Source organism: Portibacter lacus (assembly GCF_021533215.1).
Classification (GTDB): domain Bacteria; phylum Bacteroidota; class Bacteroidia; order Chitinophagales; family Saprospiraceae; genus Portibacter; species Portibacter lacus.
Genome location: NZ_JAJNKA010000005.1, coordinates 103,352 through 122,717 on the forward strand (window position 1 = coordinate 103,352; position 19,366 = coordinate 122,717).

The 19,366-nt window shown below is 36.8% G+C and carries 20 protein-coding genes; 16 read left to right on the top strand and 4 right to left on the bottom strand.

The features are described from left to right. The first annotated feature begins 44 nt into the window (after positions 1 to 44). From xerD to L2586_RS09920, 6 genes are all read left to right on the top strand, one after another. Entirely contained in the window at positions 45 to 956 is a 912-nt protein-coding gene (gene xerD, locus L2586_RS09895; protein WP_235292730.1) for a site-specific tyrosine recombinase XerD, read from the top strand. Between the two features lie 81 nt (positions 957 to 1,037). Continuing rightward, a complete protein-coding gene (locus L2586_RS09900) occupies positions 1,038 to 2,612 on the top strand; it encodes an Ig-like domain-containing protein (RefSeq protein WP_235292731.1) in 1,575 nt (524 codons plus the stop codon). Positions 2,613 to 2,625: 13 nt separating this feature from the next. After that, complete coding sequence (lptB, locus tag L2586_RS09905) at positions 2,626 to 3,384, top strand: LPS export ABC transporter ATP-binding protein (RefSeq protein ID WP_235292732.1); 759 nt, start codon at positions 2,626 to 2,628, stop codon at positions 3,382 to 3,384. Beyond that, positions 3,365 to 3,634, top strand: a complete 270-nt coding sequence (locus tag L2586_RS09910; RefSeq protein ID WP_235292733.1) for a hypothetical protein — start codon at positions 3,365 to 3,367, stop codon at positions 3,632 to 3,634. The genes lptB and L2586_RS09910 overlap by 20 nt, the downstream gene beginning before the upstream one ends. Then, positions 3,631 to 3,966, top strand: coding sequence for a hypothetical protein (locus L2586_RS09915; protein ID WP_235292734.1), 336 nt, complete (start codon positions 3,631 to 3,633; stop codon positions 3,964 to 3,966). The genes L2586_RS09910 and L2586_RS09915 overlap by 4 nt, the downstream gene beginning before the upstream one ends. Next, positions 3,963 to 5,099 carry a DmpA family aminopeptidase gene (locus L2586_RS09920; protein ID WP_235292735.1) on the top strand — a complete coding sequence of 379 codons (1,137 nt, stop codon included), beginning with the start codon at positions 3,963 to 3,965 and terminating at the stop codon, positions 5,097 to 5,099. Before L2586_RS09915 ends, L2586_RS09920 begins: the two co-directional genes overlap by 4 nt. An 11-nt stretch (positions 5,100 to 5,110) precedes the next feature. On the opposite strand, the gene L2586_RS09925 is transcribed toward L2586_RS09920, so the two are convergent. Next, positions 5,111 to 5,749, bottom strand: coding sequence for a cyclase family protein (locus L2586_RS09925; RefSeq protein ID WP_235292736.1), 639 nt, complete (start codon positions 5,747 to 5,749; stop codon positions 5,111 to 5,113). A 1-nt stretch (position 5,750) separates the two neighbouring features. Next, the gene (locus tag L2586_RS09930) at positions 5,751 to 6,422 is read right to left on the bottom strand and encodes a GDSL-type esterase/lipase family protein (RefSeq protein WP_235292737.1); all 672 of its coding nucleotides are present in this window, start codon (positions 6,420 to 6,422) and stop codon (positions 5,751 to 5,753) included. Positions 6,423 to 6,460: 38 nt separating this feature from the next. On the opposite strand from L2586_RS09930, the gene L2586_RS09935 reads away from it, so the two are divergent. Together L2586_RS09935 and L2586_RS09940 are read left to right on the top strand one after the other, a co-directional pair. Continuing rightward, on the top strand, positions 6,461 to 7,237 hold the full coding sequence (locus L2586_RS09935; RefSeq protein WP_235292738.1) for a UDP-2,3-diacylglucosamine diphosphatase: 777 nt from the start codon (positions 6,461 to 6,463) through the stop codon (positions 7,235 to 7,237). Continuing rightward, positions 7,218 to 8,015, top strand: coding sequence for a hypothetical protein (locus tag L2586_RS09940; protein ID WP_235292739.1), 798 nt, complete (start codon positions 7,218 to 7,220; stop codon positions 8,013 to 8,015). Before L2586_RS09935 ends, L2586_RS09940 begins: the two co-directional genes overlap by 20 nt. On the opposite strand, the gene frr is transcribed toward L2586_RS09940, so the two are convergent. Together frr and serS are read right to left on the bottom strand one after the other, a co-directional pair. After that, complete coding sequence (frr, locus tag L2586_RS09945) at positions 8,012 to 8,581, bottom strand: ribosome recycling factor (RefSeq protein ID WP_235292740.1); 570 nt, start codon at positions 8,579 to 8,581, stop codon at positions 8,012 to 8,014. The genes L2586_RS09940 and frr overlap by 4 nt on opposite strands. A gap of 37 nt (positions 8,582 to 8,618) precedes the next feature. Beyond that, the gene (gene serS, locus L2586_RS09950) at positions 8,619 to 9,896 is read right to left on the bottom strand and encodes a serine--tRNA ligase (RefSeq protein WP_235292741.1); all 1,278 of its coding nucleotides are present in this window, start codon (positions 9,894 to 9,896) and stop codon (positions 8,619 to 8,621) included. A 255-nt stretch (positions 9,897 to 10,151) separates the two neighbouring features. On the opposite strand from serS, the gene rho reads away from it, so the two are divergent. The 8 genes from rho (at position 10,152) to L2586_RS09990 (ending at position 19,361) form a co-directional block, all read left to right on the top strand. Beyond that, positions 10,152 to 11,861 carry a transcription termination factor Rho gene (rho, locus tag L2586_RS09955; protein ID WP_262914137.1) on the top strand — a complete coding sequence of 570 codons (1,710 nt, stop codon included), beginning with the start codon at positions 10,152 to 10,154 and terminating at the stop codon, positions 11,859 to 11,861. A 125-nt stretch (positions 11,862 to 11,986) separates the two neighbouring features. After that, on the top strand, positions 11,987 to 12,142 hold the full coding sequence (gene rpmH, locus L2586_RS09960) for a 50S ribosomal protein L34 (RefSeq protein WP_235292742.1): 156 nt from the start codon (positions 11,987 to 11,989) through the stop codon (positions 12,140 to 12,142). A 68-nt stretch (positions 12,143 to 12,210) separates the two neighbouring features. After that, positions 12,211 to 12,600, top strand: a complete 390-nt coding sequence (gene rnpA, locus L2586_RS09965; RefSeq protein ID WP_235292743.1) for a ribonuclease P protein component — start codon at positions 12,211 to 12,213, stop codon at positions 12,598 to 12,600. A 71-nt stretch (positions 12,601 to 12,671) separates the two neighbouring features. Next, entirely contained in the window at positions 12,672 to 13,130 is a 459-nt protein-coding gene (locus L2586_RS09970; RefSeq protein ID WP_235292744.1) for a MarR family winged helix-turn-helix transcriptional regulator, read from the top strand. Positions 13,131 to 13,132: 2 nt separating this feature from the next. After that, the gene (locus L2586_RS09975) at positions 13,133 to 14,254 is read left to right on the top strand and encodes an efflux RND transporter periplasmic adaptor subunit (protein ID WP_235292745.1); all 1,122 of its coding nucleotides are present in this window, start codon (positions 13,133 to 13,135) and stop codon (positions 14,252 to 14,254) included. Next, positions 14,251 to 17,481 (top strand): efflux RND transporter permease subunit, encoded by a 3,231-nt coding sequence (locus L2586_RS09980; protein ID WP_235292746.1) that lies wholly within the window; start codon positions 14,251 to 14,253, stop codon positions 17,479 to 17,481. The genes L2586_RS09975 and L2586_RS09980 overlap by 4 nt, the downstream gene beginning before the upstream one ends. 10 nt (positions 17,482 to 17,491) lie before the next feature. Next, positions 17,492 to 18,817, top strand: coding sequence for a TolC family protein (locus L2586_RS09985; RefSeq protein ID WP_235292747.1), 1,326 nt, complete (start codon positions 17,492 to 17,494; stop codon positions 18,815 to 18,817). Between the two features lie 127 nt (positions 18,818 to 18,944). Beyond that, the gene (locus tag L2586_RS09990; RefSeq protein WP_235292748.1) at positions 18,945 to 19,361 is read left to right on the top strand and encodes a LytR/AlgR family response regulator transcription factor; all 417 of its coding nucleotides are present in this window, start codon (positions 18,945 to 18,947) and stop codon (positions 19,359 to 19,361) included. The last annotated feature ends 5 nt before the right edge of the window (positions 19,362 to 19,366 follow it).

Below are 19,366 nucleotides of genomic sequence, written 5' to 3' on the forward strand. Positions count from 1 at the left end.
AACATTGACCTAATAAAAGGTAAAAAAAGAAACTATCTTTGAATATGGATTGGAATTCAGGGATCAATGGTTTTAAGTCATATTTGCTCTTAGAAAGATCACTTTCTAAGAATACGATAGATGCTTACGAACAGGACATCATTAAGCTTCAGACCTTCTTTTCCACAGAATACAACGCCAAAGGACCGCTTTCATTAACCTATCCAGATTTATCTGACTTCATAATCTATCTAAATGAATTAGGATTAGGAGCAAGAACTCAAGCACGAATCATCTCTGGTGTCAAAGCGTTCTTCAGATTTTTGTTGTTAGAAGATTTAATTCTAGATGATCCTTCTGAGTTAATAGATGGACCTCGCTTAAGTCGCAAAATTCCAGAAGTGCTTTCCTATGAGGAAATTACTAAAATCATAGAAACCATTGACTTAAGCGAAGATCACGGTCATCGAAACAGGGCGATGCTGGAGACCCTTTATGCAAGTGGTCTAAGAGCATCTGAACTTATAAATTTGAGAATAAGCAATTTCTACCCAGACATCGGATTTATTAGGGTCGTCGGAAAAGGTAATAAAGAACGGTTGGTTCCTATTGGAGAAACGGCAATAGATCAAATTTTGATTTATATGGAACATTATAGATCTAAGTTGAAAACCATTCAGAAAGGATTCGAAGATCACATTTTTCTCAATAGAAGAGGAAAGATGCTTACCCGCGTAATGTTGTTTACCATCATCAAGAATGCGAAAGAAAAAGCAGGCATTGACAAAAAAGTAAGCCCGCATACCTTCAGACACTCCTTCGCTACGCATTTAGTAGATGGTGGAGCAGACTTAAAGGCCGTACAGGATATGCTAGGCCACGAAAGTATTACCACTACCGAGATCTACACTCACTTAGATAACCAATATCTTCGCGACGTCATGATGACCCACCATCCTCGAAATAAAAAGAAATAGATCCATATTTACCCAAGATTTTATGGTTTTCAATCGTTATAGCATCATCTTTACTGAAAATCCATTAGGTTTGCATCCATTTTGAAAATTACGACCTTCATATTAACACTTATCACAACTGCCATTCTTTTTTCATGTGCAGTTCAGAAATCACCATTAGGTGGTAAGAAGGATGAAATTCCGCCCCAGCTCGACAGCCTAAAATCGACTCCGAATTATATCACCAATTTTGACCTAAAAAAGGTGATTCTTAAGTTTGATGAGTTTATTCAGTTGAAAAATGCTTTCGAGCAAGTCGTTTATTCCCCGCCGATGGCTAATAAGCCTGAAATCGTCCAGCGTGGTAAGAAGCTAACGTTGAAATTTGCAAAAGAAGATACTTTAAAACCGAATACCACTTACACTATAAATTTTGGAGAGGCGATCGTCGATCTGAATGAGAGTAATCCTATTCCCAATTTCAGATACGTTTTCTCCACAGGAGACATCATCGATTCACTAGAAATTTCGGGAATGGTCGTCGATGATATTACGCAAAAACCAGCAGAAGACGTTCTGGTTATGCTCTACGATAATCTAGAAGACTCTATTATCTATAAAGAACAGCCTTACTACTTTGCTAAAACAAATAAAGCCGGAAAGTTTAGGATTCAGAATCTGCGAGCTGATACTTTTAAAGTCTTTGTGCTCAACGACGGAAATCTAAATTTGAAATATGATTACGGAGAGGCAATGGGCTTTTTGGATACTTTTATTTATGTCAATGATACCTCTTCTATCAACCTGAGCTTGAATATTTTTGAGCCAGAAATAGAACAGGAACTTGTAGATAGTGACTTTCAGCCCTTTCGAGCGAAATTTGAATTTAGCAATCCTCCTGAAAATGAAGAAATTACAACTGCTAGAGATTCGATCTGGTGGCACCGAGAAATCAATAAAGACAGTGTTATTCTGTGGCACGATAATACGATTCCTAATGATACCTTCTTCGTTATGGAGGATACGATTGTCTATAAAAGAAGAGTCAGCCGAACGGAATTTGAGCCTTTGAAAATTAAGCGTTCGAATATCAACAGGAATGGCGGAATTCCACCTAGTAAAGGAATAGAATTAGAGTTTGCATTTGCTATTTCTAATATTGATACGAACCAATTCGAATTATCTGATACTTTGGTCAGGAGTATCTCTTCAATCACGAAAGATTCATTGAATCCACGAAAAATCTACATTGATTATGATTTTAAGTTTGGAGATACGATGGCGCTTAGTGTTTTTCCAGGTGGTTTATCATTTGTCAATGGTGTTCAGAATGACACGATAACAGAGCTAATTATTCCAGAAAGTACTGAGAAGTATGGAAAGATATTCCTAAGTGTAGATAGCTTGAATGCTGAAAATCAATATGTGATTCAGCTTCTAGATAAAGAAACAGAAGTGCTTAAACGAATAATTACAGCGTCGGAAAGTGCTGAATTTATTTTCACCCTCCTTCCTCCTAAGAAATATTCCGTTAGGATTACTTTAGATCAGAATCGCAATGGAAAGTGGGACCCTGGAAGTTATGAGAGAAAGACGCAAAGTGAAAAATGGCAAATCGTCGAACTAGAAGCATTAAGAGAAAATTGGGAATTAGAAGCTAAAGTAGAATGGAAATAGTAAATTAGCATTAATGAAACTTAGAACAGACAATCTAGTAAAGCGTTATGGAAGAAGAGAGGTCGTAAGCTCTGTATCCATTGATGTATCTCAAGGGGAAATTGTAGGTTTACTTGGACCTAATGGTGCTGGCAAAACAACGACGTTTTATATGACTGTGGGTTTCATAAAACCTTTTTCTGGCCGTGTGTATCTAGATGATGAAGACATCACTGACTTCGCCATGTACCGAAGAGCGCAGAAAGGAATCGGTTACTTACCGCAAGAACCGAGTGTGTTTCGGAAGTTAAGTGTAGAAGATAATATTTCGGCCATACTTGAATTAACCGAACCTGATAAGACCATTCAGCAAGAGAAGATGGAAAGTCTGATCGATGAATTCAGCTTGCATAAGGTTCGAAAAAATATGGGTGACTCTCTGTCTGGAGGAGAAAGAAGAAGAACGGAGATTGCTAGAGCACTTGCTTCAGATCCTAAGTTTATTCTGCTGGACGAACCATTCGCAGGAATCGATCCGATTGCGGTAGAAGATATTCAGTATATCGTTGCTAAGTTGAAAAAGAGAAATATTGGGATATTAATTACGGATCACAATGTTCAGGAAACGCTTTCCATTACCGATCGTGCCTATTTAATGTTTGAAGGAAAGATTCTTAAGGCTGGGTCGGCTGAAGACCTCGCTGCAGATGAAATGGTACGTAAAGTGTATCTCGGAAAGAATTTTGAACTGAAAAGAAAATACATTAATGTAGATGACGAGCCCGATTTTTAAATATTTTCTTTTTATAGCCTGTGCCCTTACTACCGTTTTTATGGTCAATGGTTGTACTGAGGAAGTTCCAGAACTGTCTTCAGCAAACAGAATATTAGCGGATAGTATATATAGAGTGGAAGCTAAATTGGTCATTAAAGAAGTGGACTCATTATGTGCGCTGGTGTACAAAGAAAATTTTGATCAAGCAATAGATTCTATTTCTAAAGTCAGATTAAAAGAAATTGAAAAATACATTCCTTCGAAATGAAAAGAGTTCTAGCCATATTATTTTCTGTTTCTGTCTTGATTGCTCTTAGCGCATTTGCTAAAAAAGAGATGAAGACCCAAGAGGAATTAATGGAGGAGTACATACAGGAAAAGTTAGAAGAAACGCGAATAGAAGAGTGGGAAAAATGTATTAGAAATACCATAAAAGACGCTGAAAGTTATGTGGATTCTATCATATATACACAAGTAAACTTTAACATAGGCGATACCCTTCGTGCTCCTGGAAAACCCATGAAGCCGGCGAAACCATTCGATACATTGAGATTAGACTCCACTCCTATTGTTCCGATTATTAAAAAAATAAAAGAATGATAACGCGGATTTCCTTCCTCTTTATTATTTTATTCATCACCTGTCAGATTTCTATAGCTCAGAATAATATTCGACTAAGAGGATACGGAATTGAAATTGGCGTTCTTCAGACAGGACCAATGAATGCAATTACTGATGTTCAGGGAGTTAAAGTTGGACATACAACCCTCATCCAAGGCGATGATATCAGAACAGGAGTTACCGCCATTCTTCCTCACTCAGGTAACCTCTTCCAAGAGAAAGTTCCTGCAGCAATTTACATAGGGAATGGTTTCGGGAAGTTAGCTGGATACACGCAAGTTAAGGAGCTTGGAAATATAGAAACGCCTATTGTATTGACAAATACCTTAAGTGTACCTAGAGCTGCAGATGCATTGATTACTTATACTTTAATGCAACCTGAAAACGAAAATGTAAGATCTGTAAATCCTATTGTCGGTGAGACGAACGACGGATATCTGAATGATATCAGGAAGCGAGTCGTAACCGAAAAGGACGTTTTGAATGCAATTGCTCAAGCGAGTGATGGTCCAGTGGAAGAAGGGAATTGTGGTGCAGGAACAGGAACGAGTTGCTTTGGATATAAAGGCGGAATAGGTACATCTTCTAGAGTAATTCCTGAAAAACTGGGAGGTTATACAGTGGGAGTTCTTGTACAAACTAATTTCGGTGGTATATTCAAGCTTAATGGAATCCCTGTTGCAAAAGAACTGGACAACTACTCTAGAATGCTGAAGTATGGATCGGATGGTTCGTGTATGATCGTAATCATTACCGATGCACCCCTGGATTCAAGAAACCTAGAGCGATTAGCAAAAAGAGCCATGCTCGGATTAGGCAGAACTGGTGGTATTGCTTCTAATGGTAGTGGAGATTATGTTATTGCTATTTCCACAGCAGAAGAAAACAGGATTCCTTATGAAAGTGATTCACCCATTTTATATCAGAACTTTCTCCGTAACAATAATACAACACCACTCTTTCTAGCAGCAATCGAAGCTACTGAAGAGGCCATTTTGAATTCCTTATTTGCTGCAGAAGATATGATCGGAGTGGATAATCATGAAAGAAAAGCGCTACCTAAAGAAGAAATTCTTGAATTGATTGAGAATTATAGGATGCTCGGTCATTAAAAACAATGATTTTATAATATTGCCACAACTCTTGCTGGTGCGCCATCTCCATCTTTAACTTTTAGAGGCATGGCGATCATCGTAACTTTTGCAGCGGTAATTTGCTCCACATTGATTAAACTTTCCACAATAATGACATCTCCATCCATCAGTATTTTATGAATTTCCGTTACTTCTTCTAAGTTATGAACATCTGCAACAGATGGTTGCTCGACCGCCAGGATATTAACTCTATTTTCTACGCACCATTCCGCCAGTTCTTTACTGATCCGAGGCAAGTCATCTAAATATTCTGGAGTGCCTAATCTAGACGACCATCCCGTTTTTATTATCAGACTTTCTCCAGGACTAAATTCAGACAACAAAACGCCTAAGTGTCTCAAGGTTATAAATCCCTTCGGGCCTACATCTGTAGCATCTATAATCCACGCTGGCGTAATAAATCGACCTACTGCTATCTCATCTATTGCCTGATCAGCATTTCCAAAATGCCTAGGAGCATCCATGTGTGTTCCTACATGGGAGTAAATCTTATAATACGATGTATTCCACCCATCTTTCTCTATCGTTTTAACGCTAGAAATTTCTACTCCATTCAGATCGTCACTTAAGTTGATCGTCAGGTCGATGATGCGCTGCGGATTGCTCAATTTATTTTTCTTTCATCACCTTTGGCTCAATTGCTGCTTTCCAGATAGCATAGCCTTTTTCATTCATATGTAAGCCATCTTGAATAAAGATATCTTTTATCGGAGTGCCTTCGTCATTAAGCATTGGGTACCACACATCGATATATCCTACTCTTTCCGTTTTCTTACAATATTCTTCAAGTTCCGAATTTAATGCAACATATTTATCAGCTAGATTCCACCTCGCAAGACTTGGCTTAGGAGAGATAAAGTATAACTCTACACCTGGTAAGTCTTTCTTTAACTTGGCAACGACCTCTTTAGTTGTTGTCATTATTTGTTCCGTAGTAAATTCTCCAGCAACATCATTGTCTCCTTCATAGATGAGAACTATATCTGGTTTGAACTTAACTACTAATTCATCTAGAAAATATTGTAATTCATACATTTTAGAACCTCCGAATCCCGAATTTATGACATTATAATCTGGAAAATGTTCTCCGACATTCTTGTACATTCTAGCACTAGAACTACCTGTTAAGACCAATGTGCCCAGTGCGTCATCCCTAAATGCGTGCTCTTCTTTTTTTATTCTATCAATCTCCCCTTTCCACTTTATATCAAGTTGTTCAGTTTGTGCATAACTGCTAACACTAAGAATACAAGTGATTATAATAAATAGTAAATTTCTCATACTTCGAAGATAATAAAATCAATTACCTTTGGCGCTGAATGGAGAAAAAGGATGCCATATATTTTGTTTCTGACTTTCATCTGGGTACAGATGGAAAGTTAACTAGTAAGGAAAGAGAGCGAAAGCTCGTTAGGTTTTTAGACTCTATTACACACGATGCGGAAACCATTTACCTGCTCGGTGATATTTTCGATTATTGGTTCGAATATAATCGCGTCATTCCTAAAGGCTATGTCAGATTATTGGGTAAGCTTGCTAATCTTAAGGATGCTGGCGTTAACATTGAGTTTTTTACTGGAAATCATGACATCTGGATGTTTAAGTATTTCGAAGAAGAGCTTGATATTCCTATTCACCGAGAACCATTATTCGTAGAACATGATGGGAAAAAGTTTATTCTCGCTCATGGAGATGGACTAGGTCCAGGTGATCGAAGTTATAAAATGATCAAGAAGGTCTTCACGAATCCATTTCTACAGAAACTATACAGCACTATTCACCCTAACATAGGCTTACGCTTAATGCGGAAATTTAGCAGTAAGAGCAGAGAGAACAGTGATCTGGAAGAATTAAAATTTCTAGGAGCTGACCGAGAATGGTTGGTTCAGTTCTGTGAATCTTACATAGAAGAATCTGAAATTGACTACTTTGTATTCGGTCATCGCCACCTTCCTATTGACTACAAATTGTCCAATAATCATTCTAGATATATAAATTTAGGAGACTGGTTGAATCATTTTAGCTATGCAAAATTTAAAAATAGTAAATTGGACTTGTTATTTTTCGAAAATGAGCATGGCAAAATATATCCTTAGTCTTTTTATCATCGGTTTACTCCTTGGGTGTAATATCACAAAAACGATCAAAGCACCCTTTGAGTGTGAACTTCTTGATAATCCCATTCAAAATTTCAAATTTGATGTTTTTGGAAATCTTTATACCATTGACCTAAAAAATCGATTAAAAGTATACGATAAAGATCTCAATTTTCTTTTCGAATATTACAACAACAGTCTTGGAAATATATCCTACGTCGATGTTACTAACCCAAAGAAAATCATGTTGTTTTTTTCAGGTTTCCAACGGATCATTTTTGTAGATGACGCCTTATCTGAGATCGGTAGATATCAAGGTGAATTCAATATTATTGCAGCAGGAAATTCAAGTGATAATAACATCTGGATTTATGATGGTTTGGATTACCGCTTAAAGAAAATTAGTAAGAACAGTAAGGTTATTATCGAATCTAATCCAGTAGAAAGTTATATCCAGCTGGACATACATCCAGACTTTATCGTAGAGCAAAACAACATGGTCTTCATGGTAGAAGAAGGCAGAGGCATTGCCATTTTCGACAACTTCGGAAATTATTCGAGTTACTTACCACTAGAAGATTCGGGATCCATCATCGTCAAAGACAAGAGTATTGTATATACCAAAGGTGGAATTCTATATCAGCAATTAACGGAGAATACATTAGCACAGACCCGTAAAATAAAAACGATTCCAGCGGGTGCTGAAATCGTTCGAATTTTTAATAAAAGTATCTTTTATACAGAAAATCGATGTTTGAAAAAGATAACACTTGACTAAACAGTCATAATGTCTTTCTCTTTCATTTCTATTAGGCTGTCTATTTTAGCGTAGTATTTTTTAACCAACTGTTCCACTTCTTCCTCTTTTCGTTTGCCTGCATCTTCAGGGTAGCCATTCTTAACTTCTTTTTTAATAAAGTCAATCATTTTATGCCTCACACTTCGAACAGAAACTTTTCCGTCTTCACCGTGTGCCTTAGATTGTTTTACAAGCTGAACCCTTCTTTCTTCCGTCATCGGTGGAATATTGATTCTCACAAACTCTCCATCATTCATCGGAGTCAATCCTAGGTTAGCTTCGAAAATAGCGCGTTCTATAGGCGCAAGCATATTTTTCTCCCATGGTTGAATCGTAATCGTACGGGAATCTGCTGTACCTACATTCGCTACTTGAGGTAGAGGAGTGGGTGCACCATAATAATCAACCATAATACTGGAAAGCATGGCTGGTGAAGCCTTTCCTGCTCTAATTTTTGATAACTCATTTTTGAGGTGCTCAATGGCATGATCTAGGTTTTCTTCACCTTGCATCATGTTTTCATCAATATTCATTTCCTCACTCATGTTTTTTTAATTTTTATTCCAAATATAAATAATCTCTTTAGATCTTATCGAATCCTAAATACTTAACGAGTACTTCAGGCATTTTAATTCCATCTTCCGTCTGATAATTTTCTAAAATACAAGCAATGATCCTTGCTAGCGCTAGTGCACTACCATTCAATGTGTGTGCTAAATGCTTCTTTCCATCTCCGTCTTTGTATCTCAATTTTAGTCTATTTGCCTGAAAAGTTTCAAAATTAGAAACAGAACTCACTTCTAACCATCTTTTCTGAGCTGCTGAATAAACTTCAAAATCAAACGTTAATGCAGACGTGAATCCAGTGTCGCCGCCACATAATCTTAAAATTCTATATGGCAATTTAAGACTGTTTAATAGATGCTCCACATGAGCAACCATATCATGTAATGTATCGTAAGATTTATCTGGATGTTCTATTTGTACAATTTCTACTTTGTCAAACTGATGAACTCTATTCAAACCCTTTACATGTGCTCCATAAGATCCTGCTTCTCTTCTAAAACATGGTGTATACCCAGTGAATTTTATAGGAAAATCGGATTCTTCTATAATCTGATCTCTCATTATATTAGTGATCGGAACTTCCGCTGTAGGAATAAGATAAAGATCATCTCTCTCTACGTAATACATCTGACCTTCCTTATCCGGTAACTGACCCGTGGCACGTGCAGAATCTTCATTCACTAACAATGGAGGCACGATTTCTTCATAACCAGCATTACTCGCTTCATCTAAGAAATAAGAAATTAACGCTCGCTGAAGTCTAGAACCTTTACCTCTAAATAAAGGAAATCCAGATCCAGCAATAAAAGCTCCTAATTTAAAATCAATCAAATTGTACTTTTCAGCTAATTCCCAGTGAGGTAAGGCATTTTCGCTTAGTACAGGTAGATCGCCTTGATGTGGTTTATATATCTCATTGTCCTCCTCAGAACTTCCTGCTGGTACACTTGGGTGTAACTTATTCGGCACAGAAAGTAGATTGTTTTCTAATTCAGAAGTGATCTGAGTTAAAAGCGCATCTTGCTCTTCAGACTTTAATTTTATCTTAGCAACTTCATCTTTTAATGCTACCGCTTCATCTTTCTTCCCACTTTTAAAGAGGTTTCCAATTTCGCTGGATAATTGATTAAGTTTCGCTTTTTCTTGATCCAATTCCGTCTGAACGGCTTTTCTCTTAGTATTAAGATCAATGATTTTCTCAACAACAGAAATATCGGTATCTCCCCAATTTCTTTTCTTAAGACTTTCCTTAATCTCATCTAAATGGTCCTCTATAATTTTTACTTGTAACATATTCTGCTTGTATAAATGAAGATGCGAAATTAAGGATTAATCTAATAATTGCTGGATTTCCTAAATTAAATTATCGTTTACTATTTGTATTTTAAAATATAAGTGTATTTTTGCTGCGCAAACCATACCGTTAGGTATTAAAAATTTCCTTTTAATTTCTATTCCACTGACTTTCGAATAATAAATCATAAGGTTTTTTAAACTATAATCATAAGTCCTTATCAAATTTTAATTATCAATTTCTAATAGAAAACTATGTACGATATTTTGCAGCTGAATGATATGCTTGTTCCAGAACTAAAGGATCTTGCGGAGAACATTGGCCTTACCAAATATAAAAGATTGAGCAAACAAGAATTAATCTATAAAATTCTTGACCAGCAAGCCATAGAGAAGGGCAAAAATGCAACGGAAGAAGAAAATGTAGAAAAGAAGAGAGCGCCTCAACCAAGAAAAAGAACAAATCCCAATAAACCCAACCCAAAGCCAACTCCAAAACCCGAAGCAAAAAAAGAAGAAAAACCTAAAGAAGAAAAAGCTGCACCTGTAGAGAAAAAAGAGCAAAAAGCTGATTCAGATGCCTCTAAAACTCAAGAAGCAAGACCTCCAAGAAAGAACCCAAGAAATAATAATCGCGATAAGAACAACAACCCTAATAGCAATAAAGAGCGAGATCAGAAGGATAATAAAGAACAAAGAGACAACAAAGACTCTCGAGACAACAAGGATAGCAGAGATAATAAGGAGCAGAGAGATAACAGAGAACAGAGAGATAACAGAGAACAGAGAGATAACAAACCTCAGCAGAAGAGTCAACCGAAAGAAGATGTCTTTAATGTTGAAATAGATGGTTTAATAGAAGGTGAAGGAATTTTAGAAATGATGCCAGATGGTTATGGCTTCCTAAGATCTGCAGATTATAACTACTTAACATCTCCAGATGACATTTATGTTTCTCCATCTCAAATCAAATTATTCGGGATCAGAACTGGTGACACAATCGTAGGTGCAATACGCCCTCCGAAAGAAGGTGAAAAATATTTCGCACTACTTCGTGTTTCTAAAGTTAATGGTCTAGAGCCTAAAATGATTAGAGAACGAGTTCCTTTTGATTATTTGACGCCTTTATTTCCAGAAGAAAAATTCAGTTTAGTATCTCACCCAGAAGGGAAAGATTACGGAAACAGAATGATCGACTTGTTCTCACCTATAGGAAAAGGACAAAGAGGACTTATCGTAGCGCAACCGAAAACGGGTAAAACATTCTTATTAAAAGATGTTGCTAATGCCATTTCGAAAAATCATCCTGAATGTTACTTAATCGTAGCATTAATCGATGAAAGACCGGAAGAGGTTACAGATATGAAAAGAAGTGTAAGAGCGGAAGTTGTTGCCTCTAACTTTGATGAACCAGCTGAAAATCACGTTCGTGTTGCTAATATGGTGCTTGAAAAAGCGAAAAGATTAGTAGAATGTGGTCATGATGTTGTAATTCTTTTAGATTCGATTACTAGACTTGCAAGAGCATATAACACCGTTTCACCATCAAGTGGTAAAGTTTTATCAGGTGGTGTGGAAGCAAATGCATTACACAAACCGAAAAAATTCTTTGGTGCAGCAAGAAATATAGAAGGTGGAGGTTCACTTACTATTCTAGCAACTGCACTTATAGACACTGGATCTAAAATGGATGAAGTAATCTTTGAAGAATTCAAAGGTACTGGTAACATGGAGCTTCAGTTAGATAGATCATTAGCAAACAAACGTTTGTATCCAGCGATCGATCTTACAAAATCAAGTACAAGAAGAGAAGAGTTGTTGTTAGGAGAAACTGTGCTTAAGAAAATGTTTATTCTTAGAAAACACCTTGCTGATATGAAACCAGATGAAGCAATGGAATTCTTAAGAAAACACATGTTAGGAACTAGAAATAATGAAGAGTTTTTGATTTCAATGAATTCATAAACAATTCGACCAATAAATAGGGAAGCAAAATAGCAAATGCATTTTTGCTTCCGAAGCTTTGGTATTTAAAATATTTTGTATTACCTTTGCACTCCCTTGAAAAAAAGGTTTAAAAGAATAAGAAAATGAAAAGAACATTTCAACCATCCAGAAGGAAAAGATCCAACAAGCACGGGTTCAGATCAAGAATGAGCACGAAAAACGGAAGAAAAGTTTTAGCATCTAGAAGAGCTAAAGGTAGACTTAAGCTTACTGTATCTGACGAAAGCAAATTGAAGTAAGAAATTACTTTTAGAAAATATATATCTGAAAGTGGCATGTTCCGCTTTCAGATTTTTTATTTTGCACTATGGCCAACTTTAGCTTTCCTAAATCTGTACGCCTTACCAATAAAAAGAAATTTGAACTCCTCTTCGAAGAAAGTCAAATCGTCAAGGCATTTCCGCTAAAGATCATGTTTCGTTTAAAAGAGGACACTCTTAATGAGCCAGAGTCACCTAAATTCCAATTCGCTTTTACAGTTCCGAAAAGAAGTTTTAAGAAAGCAGTAGATCGCAATTACCTAAAGCGTCGGATGAAAGAAGCATTCAGATTAAACAAACAACTACTCGAAGAAACACTCCCTCCTTTTTATGGCATTATCATCTATACTAATAGAGAAAAACAAGATTTTCACGCCATAGAAAAAGCAATGATTAAAGCACTCACAAAGCTTAATGCTCACCTCTCAGATATTTAACAAAAAAAATATCGTTCACTATTAAACCTTTTGGTAATGCATATGTCTTAATGGTTCAATATGAAACTATTTTGAACAATACATTTGATCCTTTTAATCATTTTGGCTTCTTAACCCACCGAGTTGCAAGGCTTTTGGACATTAGAATGCAACAAAGATTAAAAGATTTAGGATACGATTTTCCAAGCTCTTGCCTTGGAGTTCTAGCTAATCTATGGTATGAAGATGGCGTTACCCAATCCCATCTTGGCTACACTTTAGATAAAAACAAAAGTAGTATCAATAAAATGCTAGAAGCATTAGTGTCTTATGAATTAATTGAGAAAAGAGAAGATCCACAAGACAAGAGAAATAAATTGATCTACTTAACCGAAAAAGGAAAACTCTTCCAGGCTTCAGTCGAAGAAAGCTCTAAAGACCTGCGTTCAGAATTTATCAATGAATACACTGAGGAAGAATTAACAACTACGAAAAAAGTACTTAAAAACTTCTATTTAAATCTTAAGAACAAAATTTCAAACGATCTATAATAATGAAAAAAGGAACAAGAAAAAATCTGATTTCTGCCCTAATTACTCTGCTCATCCTTCTTGGTAGCTTATTTATTTTCCAGAAATTCTCGAATCAAAAAGAATCTACGCTATCGAAAGCTCCACTCAAAAAGGAACTTAGAACCGTAAAGGTAGATTACTTCACACCAGAATCTGCAACGAATGAAATCGAGGTTGACGGAAGGTTACAAGCTTATGAAAGAGTATCGATAAGCTCTAAAGTAACTGGTATCATGCAACAGAATTCAGCCGACGTTAGAGAAGGCAAGTACTTTAAAAAAGGCGCCCTTCTTTATTCTATAGATGATCAAGAAGCAATTTTTAATCTACAAGCTCAAAAAAGTGCGCTCTTCACCACGATTTCTCAGATGATGCCAGATATAAAATTTGACTACCCTGACGAATTTCAAAAATGGGAAAAGTACCTCAGCGAGTTCCAGATAGATCAGCCAATCACCGCTATTCCTGAAGCCACAACGAATCAAGAAAAGTATTTCATTGCTGGAAGAAATATCCTGAATCAGTACTATAGCATCAAAAGCTTAGAAACTCGATTAAAAGACTATAAAATATATGCTCCTTTCTCAGGAATCATTACTCAGTCAAATGTTTTTCCAGGGTCTATTATTAGTCCCGGTGCAGCGCTAGCTACCATGATTAATACGAGCGTTTATGAAATGGTTTCTCCTATTCCTTTAGATGAGCTTAAGTACATCAAATTAGGCCAAACTGTAAACCTCACTTCTGTAGAATTAGGAAAAGAGTGGAAGGGAAAAGTAAATAGAATAGGAAATCAGATAGATAACGCCACTCAGAATATTCCTATTTACATAACAGTTACAGGTTCAGGACTTAAAGATGGAATGTACCTTAATGGTGAGTTAAAAGGCGCAGAGCTGAAGGACATCATTAAACTACCAAAAGAAATATTTCTCAATCCTGAAACCATCTATGTGGTTAAGGATTCACTCGTCACTTCGAAGAACATCACTTCTCTTAAGAGAATTGACAACCATGTATTAGTTCGTGGACTTAACCCTGATGACGCTGTAATCACAGGTTCCTTAGCCGGTCTTTATGAAGGCCAAAAAGTAAAAATATGAGATCAGTAATTGATTATTTTATAAAGAACGAGATCGCCGGAAATATCCTAATGATCTTAATTTTCATCGTTGGGCTTTTCGGTCTGAATCAGATGAAAACAACCTTCTTTCCAGAAGTGGCCAGTAGAATCATTTCTATCCAAGCCATCTATCCTGGTTCTTCTCCCGACGAAGTAGAAGAAGGAATTGTTTCTAAGATAGAGGAGAACCTTAAAGGTCTAACTGGGATAGAAAGAGTAACTTCTGTATCATCTGAAAATAGCGCAAACATTACAGTGGAAGTATTGAAGGGATTTGACACAGAGACAATCCTTCAGGACGTAAAGAACGCGATAGATCGTGTGAGTTCCTTCCCCGTAGACATGGAACCGCTCATTGTCTACAAACAAGAAAACTTAGGGTTCGCTATTAACTTTGCGATTTCTGGTGATGTTCCTCTGAAAACGCTTAAACAAATTGCCCGACAAGCAGAGGATGATATTAGAGCTTTAGACGATGTTTCGAAAGTGACACTCGCAGGTTTTCCAGATGAAGAAATAGAAATTACATTCCGAGAAGAAGACCTAAGAGCAAACAATATTACTTTCGCAGAAGCAGCAACTAGAATCAGACAAACGAATCTAGAAATAACGGGAGGAACGATTAAAACCAATACGGAAGAACTTCTTATTAGAGCGAATAATAAAGAGTACACAGCATCTGCTCTTCAAGATATCGTTATTAAGACTAACCAAGATGGAGGTGTCATTAGATTATACCAAATAGCAGATGTACAAGATCGTTGGGCAGATAGTCCACAAAGAACATATGTAGATGGAAACCCTGCAGTTGTTGTCAATGTCCAGAACACTTTAGAAGAGGATATGCTAGACGTTACTGATAAAGTAAAGGTCTACCTAGAAGAGTTTGCAATTAAATTCCCTGAAGTAAAAGCAACAGTGCTTCGAGATGGTTCAGTAACACTAAGACAAAGAATAGACCTCCTAACTACAAATGGAGTCACCGGATTTATTATTGTTTTATTACTATTGGCTATGTTTCTGCACTACCGACTAGCATTTTGGGTGGCCTTAGCTATTCCAATTTCGTTCGCTGGTATGTTCCTTTTCGCTAGTATGATCGGCATAACAATTAATGTTATATCGCTTTTCGGAATGATTATCGTAATTGGAATCCTCGTGGATGATGGTATTGTCATCGCTGAAAACATATATCAACATTACGAAGATGGCGAGCCCGCATTTAAGGCAGCCCTTAACGGAACAATGGAAGTCCTACCTGCAGTATTTTCTGCCATTTTAACAACCGTAATTGCCTTCTCGGCCTTCTTCTTTATCGATGGGCGACTCGGGGATATTTTCCGAGAAATGGCTATTGTGGTGATTTTCTCCCTAGTCTTTTCCTTAATAGAAGGCGCACTTATTTTACCTGCTCACATCGCGCATTCAAAAGCACTGAGCAAGGATAGGAAACCAAATTTAGTCATGCGTAGCCTAGACAAAATGATGGTTTTCTTAAAGGATAACCTTTATGGACCAGTATTGAATTGGGCAGTAAAGTTTAACTGGCCGACTTTAGCGATTTGTTTTGCAGGATTGTTTATTGTTGGCGGTGCTTTCATGGGAGGAATGATTAAGTCTACTTTCTTTCCTGTAATACCTAGGGAAAATTTCCAAGTGCAATTGAAAATGGCAGCAGGTACTCGAGAGGATATCACGCTTGAAATCATGAATAGCATTGAAAACGCCATTTTAGAAGTTAACCAAGAATTAAAAGATGAGTATTTCAATGGTGAAATAAACCCAATTGAAAATATCCAAAAAACGATCGGACCCACTTCCTACCAAGCGGATCTGAATGTCAGTTTACTAGAAGGTGAAACTCGAGGCGATGTTTCTGCAGGGATGATTATCGCGAAAATAAGAGAGAAGGTCGGACCTTTGCCGATGGTTGAGACTTTCACATTCGGAAGTGGCTCACCTTTCGGGAAACCTTTGTCTCTTTCTCTATTAGGAGATGATGGAGACCAATTAACTGAAGCGGTGAAAGCTGTGAAAGCGAGTTTAGAAAAGATTCCCGACTTGAAAGATATTGTGGATAATAATCAAGAAGGTCTGAAAGAGATAGAACTTGAACTCAAACCTAAAGCATATAATCTTGGATTTACACTAAATGACATTATAGGTCAAGTAAGACAAGGATTTTTCGGTGCAGAAGCCCAGCGGATTCAGAGAGGTGAAGATGAAGTAAGAATATGGGTAAGATACGGTGAAGAAGACCGATCTGACATCTCTGATCTTGCAGACATGAGAATCAGAACCAGCACGGGACAGTCTATTCCATTAAGAGACCTTGCAGATTTCAAAACAGAACGTGGAATTGTCAATATCAATCGGATAGAGGGTTCAAGGGAAGTAAGAATAGAGGGTGATGTTGCAAATGATGAAGTTAGTATTAGTGATATTACCTCTGATGTGAAAAATGTAATCTTACCTCAAGTACTACGGGATTTTCCTGGAGTAGTTGCGTCATTCGAAGGACAAGAAAGAGAACAGGCTAAGACAATGGATTCTATGAAACTAGTCATGCCGATTATTCTTTTGATGATGTTTTTCGTCATCGTCTTAACTTTTAAATCTGTAAGTCAGGCACTGATTGTATTCTCACTACTACCATTTGGATTTATCGGCGTAGGTGTCGGACACTATATTCATGGACTTCCGATATCATTATTCTCTATATTAGGAGTCATTGCACTGGTAGGTATTTTTGTCAATGATGCCTTGGTATTCATTACAGCATTTAATGAACGGATCAAAGCTGGAGTTCCGCATGTTCAAGCTGTTATAGAAACAGGAAAGTCTAGATTCAGACCGATCCTATTAACATCGATAACAACGATTGCAGGACTGGCACCATTAATCCTTGAAAAAAGTTTTCAAGCCCAATTTTTGATTCCAATGGCGATTTCTGTTGCCTATGGATTGTTATTCGGAACCTTTATCCTGCTGGTATTAATCCCAGCGTTGTTAATGATTACAAACCGAATTAAGAGGACTGCCATGCAAGCATACGGCGGTGAAAAAGTAAGTAGAGAGTCTGTGGAACCAGCATATCCAGGAAAAGAATCTAACTTCTTAGTTTATCTAATTGCAGGCCTAATTGCAATATTCCTGTTTGGTGCATTGGTTTATGGTTTGTTCCAATTTAGCTCAGTATTCGCATAATATGAAAGTAATGAAGATGAAGATTAATTATATAGTAGTATTGTTCATAATGGCTTTAAGTGTCCATGCCCAAGAAAGTATGACGCTTCCGAAAGCAATATCAATGGGTCTGGAAAAAAATTATCAAATAAAAGTTGACGATAAGTTTATTCTAATTGCTGAAAACAATGATACATGGGCAAGAGCTGGAAAGCTTCCTACCATCGACTTAACGGCCAATTTTTCCAATACCGTTACACAAGACAATAACCCAGCGAGTTTCCTTAAAGGAGAATATTATAATGGCTCTCTTAATGGTAATGTCGCTGCAAATTGGGTTGTTTTCGCAGGTGGAAGAGTGCAGATTGTAAAAGATCAACTTGGTATTTCTGTTGACCAACAAAGACTGAACAAACTGACTGGAGTCCACGAATTGATGCGGAATATTTATCAGGACTATTATGATGTCTTATTCCAACAAGAGCGGTTAATTGTTCTGGAATCAAGTCTAAGTCTCTCTAAAAACAGATTAGCATATGAAGAAACCAAAAGGTCTTTTGGCGCATCTAATAGTTTCAATTTGATACAATTTGAAAATGCTGTACTTTCTGATTCCATCAATTTAGTTAATCAGATTCAACAGGTTGAAATATCTAAGCGGAACCTTTATAATACATTGAATATCATAGGATATGCTAATTATACATTCCCTGAAAGACTAGCCATCATTAATGAGCAAATAGACATCGCATCACTTAAGAAAGTACTTTCTGAGGAGAATTACACATTGAAAAGTTTAGAAATGATCGCTAGCCTGAACAGACTTAATACGAAATTGGAAAAGACTGATATGCTTCCGACGATAAGCGTTAATGCATCTGTAGGGGCTGCTGAAAATGGATTCAAGATCTTTGCTGATAATCCGATGACAGGCGAACCATATGATTTACTATTCAGTAATCGTCTCAACGGGAGTATAGGCGCCTCTGCGAGTTGGAGATTATTCGATGGTGGAGTACGAAAAGCAGATATCGCTAATGCACAGATTCAGGAAGATATAGATCAAATAAACATTGTAGAAGCACAAGCAACACTTGGGAATCAACTAGATATTCTAGTAGATAATCATGAAAATCAGCTTCAGATATTATCTCTTTCAGATGAGCAAATTAAAATTGCAGAGCGAAATCTTGAGATAACAGAAGAACGATTCAAGGGTGGACAGATAAGCTCTATTGACTTCCGAAATGTACAAAATCAGTACTTGACTGCAGCCTTTTCTAAAGTGAATGCTATCTATAGTTTAATCCTAACCAAGTCAGAAATTGACTTTTTAGTAGGCACTTTTTCTGAATAATCAATTGAATTAGACAGAAAATACTAGATTTCATAGAGGTTTTGTGTCCAAATAGGTCATACATTTGAAGAAATAACTCTGGAGAAGCTAAGTTTTCGCTTAGTTTTCTGGGGAAAAATCCTTCAAGATGAAAACAATAATGGTCCATGAAAGATTGAATCTTTCCCAAATGAAATTTGAAAAGCGTCCTGAAAAAATCAAAGATCTTGGTTTCAAAAAAGACTTTCTTTACATCAGGACATCAGATGTCATCTACTGTTTGAATAGGCAAGACATCAGTCATCTTAAGGCTCAAGGGAATTATACGGAAATCTTCACCGTCTGTGGTAAAAAGATACTAAGTTCTAAAACACTGAAATACTTCCAAAACATCCTTTCGTCACCTTTTTTTATCCGAGTTCACCAATCCTTTTTGGTAAATATCAGGCAAGTCAGTCAAGTACAATTAGGTGGTGGTCAGTGTACTATTAAAATGCTCGCTGGCTGTGAAATGCCCATTTCTAGATCCAGGCAGTCACATATCTTGTCGCTTCTCCAGAATTAATTTCC